The sequence below is a fragment of the Streptomyces daghestanicus genome, from assembly GCF_020521275.1.
Taxonomy (GTDB): Bacteria; Actinomycetota; Actinomycetes; order Streptomycetales; family Streptomycetaceae; genus Streptomyces; species Streptomyces griseoviridis.
Map to the genome: position 1 here is coordinate 47,697 of NZ_BNDX01000007.1, position 14,864 is coordinate 62,560.

Genomic DNA, 14,864 nt, shown 5'->3' on the forward strand with positions numbered 1-14,864 from the left:
GCGGCCGGGGCCGGGGCCGGGGCCGGGGCCGTCCTGCCGTGGTGCGGCTCAGATTCCGCAGGAGGAGGCGGACCAGAAGCGGGAGCTCTGGCTGCCCAGGTGGGCGTGGTCGCTGTGGCCCGGGTAGCCCGGACCGAGGATCTCGTTGAAGCCGTGGTTGCGGGCCTGTCTGACGATCTCGCAGAAGGACGGTGAGCCGACCAGGTCGATTCCGCGTCCGTACAGGTGGTTGCTGCCGGCGGCCCCGCCGACGGCGTTGTTGCAGGAGTAGGAGCGGAAGCCGCTGCTGGTGGTCAGCGGACGGTCGCCGAGCGCGTGCCGCAGCGCCTCCAGCTTCCACATCTGCTGCAGCGCGTTGGCACGGGCCGCCGCGGCGGAGACGGCCCCGCCGGACCAGTCGGAGTTGCAGCGGTTCATCTCCGCGTAGGTGAAGTGGGCCGGCGTGCAGTCGCTGTCCTGGAGGGCGTAGATCTTGCTGAAGGTCGCCGGTCCCGCGACGCCGTCCGCCCCGAGCCCGTACGCCTGCTGGAAACGGGTCACGGCGGCCTTGGTGCCGGCCCCGAACTGCCCGTCGATCGCCAGGACGGACCCGTATCCGGGATAGCCGGCCACCCTGATCTGCAACTGGCGGACGTCCTCGCCGCTGCTGCCCTGGCTCAGCGTGCGGGGGAAGGTGTAACAGTCGTCGGCGTGTGCGGTGCCGGTGGTGAGCGTGACACCGAGGCCCGTGAGTGAAGCGATCATGACAATCGAGAGAAGGGTACGGAACGCACGTCTGAGCATGGTGTCTCCCACGAGCAGGAAGGGGGCGGAGCCTCCGACGGTGCCGGAACGGGCTCGGACCGTCAACAGGGCCAGGCGGACGGTGTCCTGGCCGGTTCCTTTCGAACGCCCGCCTCGCACGGCACGGATCCACAGGAACGGAGCATCCGGAGCACAACCATTCCCCTCTGTCCGTCGTCCCACCAGACAGGAGCAAACAGCTCCTACGACCGCAAGGGGGAAATATGCGCATCACCCGACCCGTCCTGTCCGTCACCGCCGTGGCGGCCCTGGCCCTGGGCAGTGCCACCGCGCTCGCCGCACCCGCGTCCGCGGCGCCCAACACCACCGCCGAGAAGGTCTGCGGCAGCGGCTACAAGACCGTCAACTCGGCCGCCGTCGGTTCGCGCGGCACCGTCTACCTCACCTACAACGCCGCCAACGGCAAGAACTGCGTGGCGACCATCCGCAGCACTCCGGGCACCGCGACGGACATGTCCGCGTGGATCTACGTACCGGACACCGAGGCGTACGACGAGGACTACGGGCGGTACACCTCGTACGCGGGCCCCACCTACGTCTACGGCAAGGCCCACTGCGTGGACTGGGGCGGCAGCATCGGCAACGTCACCGTCAACGTCACCGGCTCCAACTGCGCCAAGCTCAAGGAGAGCCGGACCACCACGACCGGGTGACCCGCCGCTCCTGACGGCCGCCGGCCGGCCGGATCCGCCCCGAGCGGCCTGCCGCGTCACCGGACGCGGCAGGCCGCCGGCGCGCGGGCGGTCGCGGCAGCCCGATTCCCGCACGCACGCGGCGTCCGTATTGTCACATGTGATCATCTATCATTGTTTTTGTCACCAGAAACGGAGTTCGGGAGCTTGTGCCTCTTCACGGCGGTTGTATGGAGCATGGCCGCGGCACGCGCCGGGCCGAGCTTTCCACGGATCGCGGAAGAACAGGTGATGGGCATGCGCACTGAGGCCGCCAAGCGGGTCGAGCTGGTCTTCTCCCTCTTCGACGCCAATGGCAACGGAGTCATCGACTCCGACGACTTCGACCTGATGACGGGCCGCGTGCTGGAGGCGGCGGCCGCGTCGGACGACGGCGCCAAGGACGCCCTCCGGGCCGCGTTCCGCCGCTACTGGACGACGCTGGCCGCCGAACTGGACGCCGACGGCGACGGCGTGATCACCGTGGACGAGTTCCGTCCCTTCGTACTCGATCCCGCGCGTTTCGGTGACACGATCGCCGAGTTCGCCGAGGCGCTCTCCGCCCTCGGCGATCCCGACGGGGACGGCCTGATCGAACGCCCCCTCTTCGTGTCGCTGATGACGGCGATCGGTTTCGAGGAGGCGAACGTCCACGCCCTGTTCGACGCCTTCGGCCCGGACTCCGAGGACCGCGTCACCGTGGCCACGTGGTCCGCCGGCATCAAGGACTACTACGCGCCGGACCTGGCCGGAATCCCGGGCGACCAGCTGGTGGCAGCCCGGGCACTCTGACACGGTCCGTCAGCGATGTCCCGGGGGGCGGGGTCCGCGGCGGGACCCACCCCCCGGCCCCGGTCCGGACGTCAGGGCCGGGGCTTGTGCGCGAACACCCACCGGTTCCCCTCCAGGGCGTCGTTCGGCTCGGGGAGGGGGCCGCGCCGGTGCCGTTCGGTGAAGTCGAAGGGGGTGTGCATCGACGTGGACCAGCCCTTGGCGGCGAGGGCGCCCGCGGAGTCGGGGCGTGGCCCCTTGTCGAAGAGGTGGAGCAGGTCGATGCCGATCCGCTCCCGCGTCGCCGTGTAGATCGCGCTGTCGCGGTACACCAGCAGGTCCTTCTCCAGCTTGGCCTCGAAGGCCAGCGCGCTGCCCTGGGTGGTCAGCCCGTCGACCGTGTCGATGAGGTACGTCTCGGCCGGGCCCGGCAGGTAGAAGAGGAGTCCCTCCGCCAGCCAGACGCTCGGTACGGACGGGTCGAAGCCGGCGGTGGCCAGCGCGCCGGCCCAGTCCGCGCGCAGGTCGACCGGCACGGGGACGCGCTCCGCCCTCGGAGTGGCCGTCAGGTCCGTGAGCACCCGGTGCTTGAACGCCAGCACGCCCGCCCGGTCGATCTCGAACACCGCGCGGCCCGACGGCCAGTCCAGCCGGAAGGCACGCGTGTCCAGACCCGCGCCCAGCAGCACCACCTGCCGGGCGCCCGTCCGGACCGCCCGGAGCAGGAAGTCGTCGAGGACCCTGGTGCGCAGGCCGAAGTAGCGGGCGAACCGCCCCCACAGCGGGTCGGCGTCCCCGTCCGGGACCTGCTCCAGGCGCACCGGCCAGTCCTCGCAGGCCGGGGCGGCGCGGACGAAGTGTTCGGCGTAGGGGTCCTGGACCAGGGTGTCGTCGCGGTGGGTCTCGATCGCCCGTGCCGCGGCGACCAGGAGGGCGGTCAGGCCGACGCCTCCGTCCACGCCTTCCACGTCCGTGTGCTGCGGCGCCGTACCGGTCATGTCTCCTCCGTGGGCGAAAGTGGGAACCGCGAGCCGGCTGCTCGTCGGACGGGGGTGCGCGGTGCCGTGTGCCCGGCTCACCGGCTTCGGCCGGCGGGCAGCAGCACGGGCTTGACGACGCGGCCGGCGTCGCAGTCGCGCTCGGCCTCGTTGATGTCGGCCAGCGGGTAGGTACGGACGAGCTGGTCGAAGGGGAAGCGGCCGGCCTGCCAGAGCCGGATGAGCAGCGGGATCAGCAGGCTGGGGACGGCATCCCCCTCGCAGAGGTGGCGGATGCTCCGGCCCCGGTCGAGCGTGCCCGGTTCGAGCGGCAGCGCGGTGTGCAGCCGTGCCACCAGGCCGAGGCTGCCGGTGGGGCGCAGGGCCCGCAGCGCGTCGTTGACGAGCGGGGCGGATGCGGTGGTGTCGAGCGCGTACCGCGCTCCGCCGCCGGTGAGCCGCCGGACCCGCTCGGCCAGTCCCGCCGTGGTGGCGGGCAGCGGGGTCGCCCCGAACCGTTCGGCCAGGGCCAGCCGCCCGGGATGCCGGTCGACGGCCACGGTCAGCGCCCCGGCGGCGGTGGCCGCCATCACCGCGGCCAGGCCCACGGCTCCCGCGCCGAGGACGACGAGGGTGTCGCCCGGGCCGGCGGCGAAGGTGTTCAGCACGGCTCCGGCGCCGGTGAGGAAGCCGCAGCCGAGCGGCCCGAGCAGGTGGAGGGGCAGCGCCGGGTCGACCCGGACGGCGTTGCGCGCCGGGACGAGGGCGTACTCGGCGAAGGAGGACTGGCCGAACCAGCGGGGGGCCAGCGCTCCCCCGGCGGCGTCGGTGAGCCGCGGCGGGTCCTCCGCTCGTCCGCCGAACAGGTTGAGGGAGGCGAAGGAGTCGCAGTAGGCGGGGGCCGCGCCGCGGCAGTTGTCGCAGTGCCCGCAGGAGTCGAAGCTCAGTACGACGTGGTCCCCGACGCCGACGGCGGTGTCCGGGCCGCCGCCCGCGCGCACCACGACCCCGGCCCCCTCGTGGCCCAGCACCGCGGGCAGCGGGCTGCGGCCGGCCGATCGCCGGACCGCGAGATCGGTCCGGCACATCCCGCAGCCGGCGATCTCGACCAGGATCTCGCCGGGGGCGGGGTCCGTCCGCAGGGCCACCTCCTCGACCGTGAACGGCTTCTCGTACGAGCGCAGTACGGCCGCCCGGAATCTCAACCGTCACACCTCCCGCGGGCGGTGGACGACGAACGGGCGCAGATTGCCGTACAGCCCCCAAGGTCCGCCGGCCACGCCGACGCCGCTGTCCTTGGTACCCGCGAAGGGCTGGGCGAGGGACAGTTCGGCGTGGTGGTTGATCCAGGCCGTGCCGCATTCGAGCCGGTCGGCCACCGCCTCGGCCCGGTCGGGGTCGCCGCTCCACACGGAGCCGCCCAGTCCGAACGCGGTGCCGTTGGCGGCCTCGACGGCCTCGTCGAGGCTCCGGTACGGCAGTACCGGCAGGACCGGTCCGAACTGCTCCTCGGTCACCACCGGGCTGTCGGGCGGGACGTCGGTGAGGACGGTGGGGGCGAAGAAGTGGCCCGGTCCGGCCGGCCGGTGGCCGCCGGCCGCCGCCCTGGCGCCGTCCGCGAGGGCCCGCCGGACGAGCCGCTCGACCCGGGCCAGCTGGGGGGCGTTGTTGACGGGTCCCAGCCGGGTTTCCGGGTCGAGGCCGGGTCCGACGGTGACGGTCCGGGCGCGCTCGGCGAGGGCTTCGACGACCCGGGCGTGGAGCCGGGCCGGGGCGTAGACACGTTTGACCGCCATGCAGACCTGCCCGCAGTTGCGGAAGGCGGCCCAGAACAGCCGGTCCGCGATCCCGTCCACGTCCACGTCGTCCAGCAGGACGGCGGCGTCGTTGCCGCCGAGTTCCAGGGTGACCCGGGCGAGCGGGGCCGCCGCCGCTTCGGCGACCGCCCGTCCGGTGGGCACCGAGCCGGTGAAGGTGACGTGGCGGATGCCGGGGTGGGCGGCCAGCCGCGCGCCGAGCGGTTCACGGCCGGTGACGACGGTCAGGACGTCCTCGGGCAGGGCGCCGGCGAGGACGGACCCGAGCAGCCGGGTGGCGAGCGGGGTGAAGGGGGACGGCTTGAGGACCACGGTGTTGCCCGCCGCGAGCGCGGGCGCGAACTTCGCCGCCGCGAGCTGGATCGGGAAGTTCCACGGCACGATCGCGGCGACGGGTCCGAGGGGACGCCAGCGGACCTCGCTGTGCCCGGGCCGGCCGTCGCTGATCCGCCGGGTCCTGGGAGCCAGGCCGGCGAAGTAGCGCAGCCGGGCCGCCGTGCGGGCGATCTCGGCGTGCGACTCGGCCAGGGGCTTGCCCTGCTCCCGGGTGAGCAGCCGGGCGAGGTCGTCGCCGGCCGCCTCCACGGCACCGGCCGCGGCGTGCAGCGCGGCGGCGCGGGCCGCGGGATCCGCGCGCCAGCCGAGCCAGGCCCGGTGGGACCGTCCGATGACGGCGTCCAGTATGTCCGGCCGCTGGTCGGGGACTTCGCCGAAGACCTCCCCGGTGGCCGGGTCGACGACGGTGAGGCGCGCGGCCCGGCGCCCGGGGAGGTGGTCGGGTGCGGAGGTGAGCATGCCGGCGGTCAGCTCACCGTGGTGGCGCCGGCCGCGTGCTCGTGGGCCCGCCGGCGCATCTCCGCCCGGAAGGCGGCCACCAGGTGCGGGCGGATGCGTCCGGCGTTGCGGTCGCCGCCCTCGCAGACCGCTCCGCGCACTCCGACGATGTCGGTGCCGATACGGGTCAGCGGGCCGAGGTCGTCCTGTTTGACGCTGCCGGCGAGGGCCGCGAGCAGACCGGCGGCGTGGGCGCGCCGGACGAACTCGGCACAGGCGTCCGGCGGTACGTGGTCGAACAGCCGCGACCCGTCCTTGATCGCGGTGTCGAGCATGGCGGCGTCGGCGCCGGAACGGGCGGCTATGTCGGGCAGGGCGAGCGGGTTGACGCAGCCGATCCGGTGGGCGTCGGCGTAGCCGGAGGCGACGACGAGCGCTTCGGGGCGGTGGTCCTTCACGGCCCGGACGACCGCGCGCATGACCTCGACGCCCTGGCCGGGCGTCGTACAGCCGTAGAGGCCGACCTTGATGTACGTGGCGCCCGAGACGACCGCGCCGAGCGCGGCCTGCGCCACCGTGCCGGGCTTGTACGGGACGTCCCCCACGGTGGCGGAGACCGGCTTGTCCGCCGGTACCGCGTCGCGGATCTCCCGGATGACCCAGGGGAAGTTCGCGCCGAGGGAGCCCTCGTCGGGCTTCTTGACGTCGACGATGTCGAGATGGTCCGCCGCCTTGGCGCAGTCGAGGGCCTCCTCGACACCGTCCGGGGAAATGAGAAGCAACACCGTGGACTCCTTCCGCCGCCGGTCCGCCCAGCCGGGACGCAGGGGGAACCGCGGATCACCTGGTTCGGGTGCGGTGTGCTCATCATTTCTGTCACTCAGCGGAACCGGTAGGGCGCGCAGAGTGCCTATTCGAGGGCTCGCGCACACGCCTGACGCGCCGTACAGAGCGGGGCAGAACGGTCGCATCGCGACACGGAACGCTCTCCGCGCGTGGTGTCCCGGGCGTCGCCCAGTCCGCGGAGGCGGGCCTGCGCAGCGGCCACCGTCCGAATGTCCGACGCGTGGGCCGCACCACCACCTCGCCGTGGGTCTTCTGGCCGACCACGTCCACCCGCAGCTCGGCGGGGGCGTCCGGGGCCGTCCGCGCGTGGCGGTGCCGGAGCCCGCAGTGGACCGGGATCAGGCCGTCGATGTCGGTCTCGATGCCCGGTCGCGTGATCAGCGTCAGGGTCTCTCCCGCCATGGCCACGTCGATCCGCAGGGTGTCGTGGGTGATCACGGCCTCGGCGTGGCCGGGTGTCGCGTCGCACCACGTCACCGCGAGTTCCAGTCGCCGCGGCAGGGTCCAGCGGCCCGATCGCTCGACCGCGCCGCTGAACGCCTGCTCGATCCGGACGGTGTCCGTGGCCTTCGCGGTGGCGCCGTGCGCGGTGGCCGGCGGATCGGCGGTGAGTTCGGCCGGTTCGCTGAGGGACCGTGCGGAGAGCGCGACTTCCAGACGCTCGTCCAGCTCGTCGGCGGTGAGCAGGCCGTCACCGGCCGCGACGCGCAGCACGTCCACCGCCCGGTCGCGGTCCGTGTGAGGGGCCCGGGGTCCGGGCGGGGAACCGGGGTTCGAAGGCTTCCCGGTGGGTGGGATCCCTGCCGGCATGCTTCCGTCCTGGTCCGGTCGGCCGTCTGCGCGCGGTACGTCTCCGCGCGGCCGGACAGAGGAGTGACGCTATGTCGCGGCACCTTTCCAGCGGTCGCCGGACGGCTGGCGAGCGCCCGGCGTCCGCCCCGGTTTCGGGGGCCGCCAGTCGTGGTGGCGCAGGATCATGCGCAGGGTGGCGCCGGAGGGTGCCAGCCGCATGGCCGTGTCGCGGGCGGCGACGGCCAGGGGGTGGCAGAGCTGGTGGCCCATGCGTCCCGCCCGGCGGGCGGCGCGGGCCACGGCCTGGCTGCGGGGCCGGCGCTCGGCGTCGTACCGGGTGAGGGCGGCCTCGACGGTGGGCCCGCCGGCGAGCGCGGCGGCCAGCACGACCGCGTCCTCCAGGGCCTGGCAGGCGCCCTGGCCGAGGTTGGGGGTCATCGCGTGGGCCGCGTCGCCGAGCAGGGCGACGCGGCCGACGGCGTACGAGGGCAGCGGTGTGCGCAGTTCCCGGACATCGTGGTGGAGGACGGCCGCGGGGCGGGTCGCGTCCAGCAGCGCGGGGACCGGGGCGTGCCAGCCGTGGAACCGTCGGCGCAGTTCGGCCAGCGGGTCCGGGAAGCGCGTCCCCTCGGGGACGGTGAGGACGGCGTGCCACTCGGCCCGGCCGTCCCGCAGGCCGATGTGCCCGAACTCCGCGCCCCGCCCCCAGGTCAGTTCGAAGTCACCGCATCCGTCGACCGGGCGGTCGGTGATGGCCCGCAGCACCGTCGAGCCGCTGTACACCGGGCCGGGGTGAGCGGGGAAGAGCCGGCCGCGCGTCCTGCTGCCGACGCCGTCGGCCGCCACCACCAGGTCGGCCTCCAGCGTCCCCTCGGCCAGCTCGACCTGGACCCTTCCGGTGCCGGTGGCACGGACCGGGCCGGCCTCGGTCGCGGTCAGCAGGGCATCTGCGGGCAGGGCCGCGCGGAGCAGATGGTGCAGCTCCGCGCGCGGGACACCCATGATCGGCGCCCCGACCGCCGCCTCCAGCGCCCGCCCGTCCATGCGCGTCAGCCAGGTGCCGCCGGGTGTCCGGGTGCCGCCGGCGTACTGGCCGCGCGCGGCCGCCCGCACCGCTTCGCCGACGCCGAGTTCGTCCAGGGCCCTGAGGCCGTTGGCGGCCAGCGAGATGGCCGCCCCGGCGTCGTCGAGCACGGTCGTGCGCTCGACGACCGTCACCTCCCAGCCGGTGCGGTGGAGTCCGATCGCGGCGGCCAGTCCGCCGATGCCTCCTCCGACGATCACTGCCCTGTCACCCATGGCGAACCCCTCACTCTTCTACAGATGTAGAAGAGTGATCCTACGCGGCGGTCTACAGGTGTAGAAAGGGGTCATGGCTCCCGACCGACGCACCCTCCTCGCGGACGCGGCTCTCGGCGTACTCGCCGACGAAGGGATGCGCGGCCTGACCCACCGCGCGGTCGACCGCGCCGCGGCCCTGCCGCCCGGCACCACGTCGGCGTACTTCCGCACCCGGGCCGCGCTGCTCACCGCGCTCGTCACCCGCCTCGTCCACCTCGACCAGAGCGAGCTGCGGGCGGCGGCCGAGCGGCTCCCGCCGTTGCGGACCGCCGACGACCTGGTCGACGCCCTGGCGCGGCTCAGCCGCCGGCGGCTCACCGGCGAAGGGCGGCGCCGCTCACTGGCCCGTTACGCCTGCACCATCGAGAGCGTCCGCGCCCCGGAGCTGCGCGAGATCCTCGTGCCCCGGGAGAACGCCGCCCGCGACACGGTCCGCCGGTTCCTCGCCCGGCACGGTGTCCCCGACGTCGAGAGCCGCACCCGTACCTTGCTCATCTGCGTCGACGGGCTCGTCCTCGACCGGCTGGTGCACGGGGGCCGGGTTCCCCGCGAGGTCCTCGAAGACCTCGTCGCCGGCGCCCTGCGGACCGGCCCCAAACCGTCCTCGGTGCCGCCCGGGACCGTGTGATCATCACCCGCACGGGCTGCTGTTAGATTGCCGATCATGCGTCCCGGAAGTCCGCGGCTGTCCACCCGTCTGTCCGCCGCCCGTGAGCAGGCTTTCATCGGTCGCTCACATGAACTGGCCCGGTTCCGCGCGGCCCTGGCGGCGGGCCCCGACGCGCCGTCCGTGCTGTACGTCCACGGTCCGGGCGGAGTGGGCAAGTCCGCCCTGCTCAGACGGTGCGCGGACGAGGCGTCGGCGGCCGGCCGGCGGGTGGTACGGGTCGACGGCCGTCGTATCGACCCCTCCCCCACCGGGTTCGCGCTGGAGGCCGACGCGGCCACCGGGGCCGAACCGGCGGTCCTGCTCGTCGACGCCTTCGAGCACTGCCAGGGCCTGGAGGACTGGCTGCGGGAGACCTTCCTGCCCGAACTGCCCGCGGGCTCCACCGTGGTGCTGGCCAGCCGGCTCGCGCCGGCCCCGCACTGGGCGCACGACGTCGCCTGGCAGGGCATCCTGGAGGTCCTGCCGCTCGCCGCGCTCGGCCGGGACGACGCCCGGACCCTGCTGGAACGGCGCGGTGTCCCGGAGCATCTGCGGGACGCCGTGTTCGCCTTCGCCGGCGGGCATCCCCTGGCCCTCGGTCTCGCCGCCAGCGTCGCGCTCGCCGAGCCGCCGACGGCCGGTGACTGGTCCCCGACGCCCGACGTGGTCACCGCCCTGCTCACCTCGCTGGTCGGCGAACTGCCCGCCGGACCCGAACGGCTGGCCCTGGAGACCGCGGCCCACACCCTCGTCACCACCGAGGGCCTGCTGCGCTCGGTGGTCGGCGAGGAGCACGCCGCCCGGATGTTCTCCTGGCTGCGCGGGCTGCCGTACGCCGAACTGGGGCGGCACGGGCTGTTCCTGCACGAGACCGCCGCCGAGGTCATCGACCGGGACCTGCGCTGGCGGGACGCCCAGGGGTACGAGCGGATGCACCGCCTGGTGGGCCACCACCTCCTCCAGCGGGCCCGCAGCGCCCCGGAGGAGGAAGCCATGGCCGCCATCCGGGCGCTGACCCACCTCAAGCGCTACGGGCCCATGGGGCCGTACTTCACCGGCATCACCCGCGAGGGCGACGTGTACGAGGCGCCGCTGCGGCCCGAGGACCACGACACCGCGGTGCGGATGACCGCCGGGACGGAGGGCGAGCGCTCGGCCCGTCTCGTCGCCCACTGGCTCCGGCTGCATCCCGAGGGGTTCTGGGCCTACCGGTCCGCGCGGACCGGGGAACTCGTCGCCTTCATGACCTGGCTGCGGCTGACCGTCCCCGGGGAGGGTGCCGAGGAGGACCCGGTAGCGGCGGCGGCCTGGCGGCACGTGGCCGCCACCGCTCCGCTCCGCCCCGGCCAGCACCTGCTGATGTCCCGGTTCATGGTCTACCCGGCCGACTACGGCGGCATCTCGACGGTGGGGCACCTGATGCAGCTGCGGATCTGCCGCGACTGGATCCGCTCCCGTGACCTCGCGTGGTCGTTCATCGTGTCGCCGGACGCCGCCCTCTGGGACGGGCTGATGCACCACCTGGGACACCGGCGGGTCGCCGAGACCGACTGGGACAACGGCCGGGTCTTCACCACGTACGGCTGCGACTGGCGGGTCACGCCGCTGGAGATCTGGTTCGACCGCACCCAGCCGGGCGCGCTGCACGCCGGTCCGCCGGCCGGAGCGGCGGACGTGCCCGTCGTCGCGCTGGACGGTGCGGAGTTCCGGGCCGCGGTCCGTGACGCGCTGCGCTCTGTCCTCGACCCGGGCGGACTGGAGGGGAACCCGCTGCTGCGCAGCCGGCTGGTCGGTGACCGGGCCCGCCACAGCGAGGCCGGCCCGGCCGATCTGCTGCGCTCGCTGCTGGCCGAGTCCGTGGAGGGGCTCAGGAGCGAGCCCGGTCAGGACAAGGCGTACCAGGCGCTCTACACGACGTACTTCCAGCGGGTGCGGACCCAGCAGAGTGCCGCGCAGCGCCTCGGGCTGCCGTTCAGCACCTACCGCCGCCACCTCGCGCGGGGCACCGCCCTGGTGTGCGACGCGCTGTGGGAGCGGGAGCGGGGACTGGACGCGCTCGGCTGAGCGGCACCGCCCGCGCGCCCTTCGCCCTGGCGCGCGGGCGGTACCGCACGGACGGGCGGTGCGCCCCGCCCCCGCGGACGCTGACAGGCCGCCGGTGCCTTTCCTACTGTCGCCCGGTGAGCCTCTGGACCTCTCTCGAACCCGCTGCCGCCACCGTCGACCCCGGCGCCGACGTGACGGTGCGGCTTCGGCTGCGCAACACCGGCGACATCGTCGACGAGTACCGTTTCGAACCGGTCGGCGACCTCGCGCCGTGGACCACGGTGGAGCCGCCGGCGCTGCGGCTGTATCCCGGGACCACCGGGACCGTGGCGCTGGCCTTCGCCCCGCCGCGCGGCCCGGAGGCGGCCGCGGGTCCGCACCCGTACGCGGTACGGATCACCCCGGCCGTGCGGCAGGGGGCGGTGACCGTCGCCGAGGGCGCCCTCACCGTCACGCCCTTCACCGAGCTGCGGGCCGAGCTCGTGCCGCCCACCGTCCGGGGCCGGTTCCGCGGCCGGCCCCGGCTGGCCGTCGACAACCTCGGCAACACCGCGCTGACCGCGTCGCTCACCGGCTCCGACACCGGCGACCGCCTCCACCACGAGCTGAGCCCCGCAGGCGTGCGCATCGAACCCGGCCGCGCCACGTTCGTGCGGGTGGTGCTCAAGCCCCGCGACATCATCTGGTCCGGGGCGAAGGAGGAACGGCCCTACACCCTGCACGTCCACCGCGCCGGTACCGAGGCACACCCGGTGGACGGCGTGTTCGTCCAGCTCGGCCTGCTGCCCCGCCGGCTCGCCGCCTGCCTCGGGGTGACCGTGGCGCTCACGCTCGCCTTCGTCATGCTGTGGATCGGGTACCAGCCGCAGGTCCGCACCCTGGCGACGGAGCGGACCGACGAGGCCGCCGCCGGCCTGCCGCCCGCGCCCGAGCCGTCCGCGCCCGGTCCCGCCGGTGCGAAGGCGCCGTCGGCCGGCCCGGCCGAGGTGCCGGGCACCACCGGGGACGGCGGCCGGGGGGAGGGCGGCGGGGCCGCGGCGGGCCCGGACCCGGGCGCCGGGTCGAACGGCGCGTCGTCGGGCGGGTCCGGGGGCCCGGCCGCCGCGCCGGGGGCGGGTGGGCGGGAGGCCGCCCGTGGCCCGCTGCCGTTCCGGGCCGGGGACGGGCCCAACCTGTTCGTCCAGTTCGCCCAGGTCCGGATGAAGACCGCGAACGCCTCGGACCCGTGCCGGCTCACCGGCTCCGTGCGCGACGGCGTCATGGACGCGGCGACCGTGGCGGCGATCGCCTGCTTCCAGAAGGCCGGTGACGCCCGGTACGGCGGGGTCACGGCCGCCACGGACGGCGCGGGCAGCCTGGGCCGGTCCACGATGACCGCGCTGCTGATGGCGCACTTCGGCACCGACACCTCCGCGGTCCGGCCGGGAGACGAGAACCCCGACGTCGTCTGGCTGGACAGCGTCCTGCTGTGGGCGGACAACGTGCAGTACGACGCCGCCGACGTGAAGGCGCTGGAGGCCCGTGTCCGGGCGGACATCGGTTACCTCAGGAGCGCGGCGGACCGGGCGAGCGCCACCGCCGACGACGGTTTCGCCCAGCGCGTCGCCTCCTGCCAGCGGGCCCTCGGGCTCCGGGCGACCGGCACGGCCGACGCCGCGCTCTTCGCGGCCCTGCACGCGGGCCGGGTCAAGGACCAGGACGAGGCCGGCCAGGTGACCGCCGGGGAGTTCCCGCCCGCGACGGTCGGGCGGTGACCCGGGAGGCGGTGGTGCGCGGGCGGGAACGGCGGGCGGGCGGGCCGGCGTCAGATCAGGCCCTCGCGCAGGGCGTGGGCCACCGCGTGGGTGCGGTTGCGCAGGTGCAGTCGCATCGTGAGGCCCTGCAGCACGGTCTTGACGGTGCGTTCCGAGTACGCCAGTTCCGCCGCGACCTCGCGGGTCTCCATCCCCTCGGCGAGCAGGCGCAGCACGTCGGCCTCGCGGGAGGTGAGCCCGGCGGGCACGGCGTCGGGGCGGCCGGCGGCGCCGCGGTGCAGGGTGCCGGCCTGGTCCATGAGCCGGCTCAGCAGGTCGCCGGGCAGGTGGCCGTCGCCGCGGGAGGCCGCGAGAACGGCCTGCAGCAGCCGGCCCGCCGTCGCCTCGTGACGCCACACCACGGCGCCGACGCCGCACTCCACCACGTCGAGCAGTTCGTGCTCGCGCAGGGTGCCCACCACCAGCACGGAACGGGCGCCCTCGCCGCGCACCACCTTGCGCAGCCTCGCGTACGCCACCTCGTCCAGTGTCTCGACAACCAGCACCGCCACCGCGCCGGAGCCCGGCGGGGGGACCTCGGTGACGTCGAGCACCGGGTGCTCGCGCAGCTGGCTGCGCAGGCCGGCCCGGGAGACCGGGTCCAGGGCGTGGACGGTCACCGGGATGCGCGAACGGTCGGGACGGGCCGTCCCGCCGGCCGCGGGGGACGCGTGGGCAGCGTCGGAAAGGTGCACGGGTACTCCTCTGGCGTCTCAGGTACGTCGACACCGCCGCGTCCGGTGCGTTCCGGGGCGGTGGTGTCCGGCGGCGCGCGGGCGTGCGGGACGGGGGTCACCGCGGTGCCCCCGGCCCTGCCCTGACGTGCCGTCGCGGCGGCCAGAGTGCCGCCGGGGAGTGCTCATCCGGAAGCTCACCGGACTGCCCGGTCGTGCTCATTGCGGTACGCCGGCCCCGGGCGGCCGCCCGTCGCGCGTACGACGCGTGACGGGCGGCGTGTGACGTCAGTGGTAGGTGTGGGCGACCGCGTGCCCCTTGCCGCGGCTGATCATCCACTTGTTGACCGGGGTGGTGAGCAGGAAGGCGACGGCGAAGCCGCCCAGGAGCGAGGTCCAGAAGAGCCGGTCGGCCAGGTGGGCGTCCATGGCGCCGGGGACCAGGGCGATGATGCCGTTGTCGACCAGTTCCATCACGGCGATCGAGACCGTGTCGGCGGCGAGGGCGACCTTGACGGCGGTCCGCAGGTCCAGGCCGGCGCGGCGCACCCCGAGGAGGGTGAAGGAGTAGCCGAACACGAAGGCCAGGGCGATGGCGAGCACCATCGTGGAGACGTTGCCCCAGGCCAGGGCGGTGCCGATGACCATGCCGAGGATCTCGCCGACGGCGCATCCGGTCAGGCAGTGCAGGGTGGCCTTCGCCGCCGCGGCCCATGAGGCGGGGGCGGAGGGACGGTGCTGGTGTGCGGTGCCGGAGTGGTGCTGGTGTGTGCTGTGGTCCATGAGCGGCGTCCCCGTTTCCGTCCGGTGTGGCTCACCAAGAGGGTCTTACCCACTCCAACCGTATACCCCCCTGGGGTATTCCGCCGGTTCCGGCCCCGGCGCGCGCCGGGGCCGGGACGCGGGCCG

The 14,864-nt window shown here is 74.6% G+C and carries 14 protein-coding genes; 5 read left to right on the forward strand and 9 right to left on the reverse strand.

The window, feature by feature from the left end:
- Positions 1-48 precede the first annotated feature (48 nt).
- Positions 49-783 (reverse strand): D-Ala-D-Ala carboxypeptidase family metallohydrolase, encoded by a 735-nt coding sequence (locus Sdagh_RS07565; protein WP_189419487.1) that lies wholly within the window; start codon positions 781-783, stop codon positions 49-51.
- A 224-nt stretch (positions 784-1,007) separates the two neighbouring features.
- On the opposite strand from Sdagh_RS07565, the gene Sdagh_RS07570 reads away from it, so the two are divergent.
- On the forward strand, positions 1,008-1,457 hold the full coding sequence (locus Sdagh_RS07570) for a spore-associated protein (RefSeq protein WP_189419484.1): 450 nt from the start codon (positions 1,008-1,010) through the stop codon (positions 1,455-1,457).
- Positions 1,458-1,733: 276 nt separating this feature from the next.
- Positions 1,734-2,267, forward strand: coding sequence for an EF-hand domain-containing protein (locus Sdagh_RS07575; protein ID WP_189419482.1), 534 nt, complete (start codon positions 1,734-1,736; stop codon positions 2,265-2,267).
- A gap of 71 nt (positions 2,268-2,338) precedes the next feature.
- Here the strand turns inward: Sdagh_RS07575 and Sdagh_RS07580 are convergent, their stop codons facing one another.
- From Sdagh_RS07580 to Sdagh_RS07605, 6 genes are all read right to left on the reverse strand, one after another.
- Positions 2,339-3,244 (reverse strand): class I SAM-dependent methyltransferase, encoded by a 906-nt coding sequence (locus tag Sdagh_RS07580; RefSeq protein ID WP_189419481.1) that lies wholly within the window; start codon positions 3,242-3,244, stop codon positions 2,339-2,341.
- Between the two features lie 77 nt (positions 3,245-3,321).
- Positions 3,322-4,428 (reverse strand): NAD(P)-dependent alcohol dehydrogenase, encoded by a 1,107-nt coding sequence (locus tag Sdagh_RS07585; protein WP_189419479.1) that lies wholly within the window; start codon positions 4,426-4,428, stop codon positions 3,322-3,324.
- A gap of 3 nt (positions 4,429-4,431) precedes the next feature.
- Positions 4,432-5,835 carry an aldehyde dehydrogenase family protein gene (locus tag Sdagh_RS07590; RefSeq protein ID WP_189419477.1) on the reverse strand — a complete coding sequence of 468 codons (1,404 nt, stop codon included), beginning with the start codon at positions 5,833-5,835 and terminating at the stop codon, positions 4,432-4,434.
- Positions 5,836-5,843: 8 nt separating this feature from the next.
- Positions 5,844-6,599 carry a (5-formylfuran-3-yl)methyl phosphate synthase gene (locus Sdagh_RS07595; RefSeq protein ID WP_189419475.1) on the reverse strand — a complete coding sequence of 252 codons (756 nt, stop codon included), beginning with the start codon at positions 6,597-6,599 and terminating at the stop codon, positions 5,844-5,846.
- 91 nt (positions 6,600-6,690) lie between these two features.
- Complete coding sequence (locus Sdagh_RS07600) at positions 6,691-7,470, reverse strand: DUF1707 SHOCT-like domain-containing protein (RefSeq protein ID WP_190076839.1); 780 nt, start codon at positions 7,468-7,470, stop codon at positions 6,691-6,693.
- Between the two features lie 69 nt (positions 7,471-7,539).
- Positions 7,540-8,751 carry an FAD-dependent monooxygenase gene (locus tag Sdagh_RS07605; RefSeq protein WP_189419470.1) on the reverse strand — a complete coding sequence of 404 codons (1,212 nt, stop codon included), beginning with the start codon at positions 8,749-8,751 and terminating at the stop codon, positions 7,540-7,542.
- A 73-nt stretch (positions 8,752-8,824) separates the two neighbouring features.
- Here Sdagh_RS07605 and Sdagh_RS07610 point away from each other — a divergent pair, with 73 nt between their 5' ends.
- From Sdagh_RS07610 to Sdagh_RS07620, 3 genes are all read left to right on the forward strand, one after another.
- On the forward strand, positions 8,825-9,421 hold the full coding sequence (locus Sdagh_RS07610; protein ID WP_189419468.1) for a TetR/AcrR family transcriptional regulator: 597 nt from the start codon (positions 8,825-8,827) through the stop codon (positions 9,419-9,421).
- A gap of 36 nt (positions 9,422-9,457) precedes the next feature.
- Complete coding sequence (locus Sdagh_RS07615; protein WP_189419466.1) at positions 9,458-11,506, forward strand: AAA family ATPase; 2,049 nt, start codon at positions 9,458-9,460, stop codon at positions 11,504-11,506.
- 116 nt (positions 11,507-11,622) lie between these two features.
- Positions 11,623-13,242, forward strand: coding sequence for a COG1470 family protein (locus Sdagh_RS07620; protein WP_189419463.1), 1,620 nt, complete (start codon positions 11,623-11,625; stop codon positions 13,240-13,242).
- A gap of 50 nt (positions 13,243-13,292) precedes the next feature.
- On the opposite strand, the gene Sdagh_RS07625 is transcribed toward Sdagh_RS07620, so the two are convergent.
- Both Sdagh_RS07625 and Sdagh_RS07630 read right to left on the reverse strand, forming a co-directional pair.
- On the reverse strand, positions 13,293-13,976 hold the full coding sequence (locus Sdagh_RS07625) for a helix-turn-helix transcriptional regulator (protein ID WP_189419461.1): 684 nt from the start codon (positions 13,974-13,976) through the stop codon (positions 13,293-13,295).
- A gap of 267 nt (positions 13,977-14,243) precedes the next feature.
- The gene (locus Sdagh_RS07630; protein WP_189419459.1) at positions 14,244-14,738 is read right to left on the reverse strand and encodes a DUF4396 domain-containing protein; all 495 of its coding nucleotides are present in this window, start codon (positions 14,736-14,738) and stop codon (positions 14,244-14,246) included.
- Between the last annotated feature and the right edge of the window lie 126 nt (positions 14,739-14,864).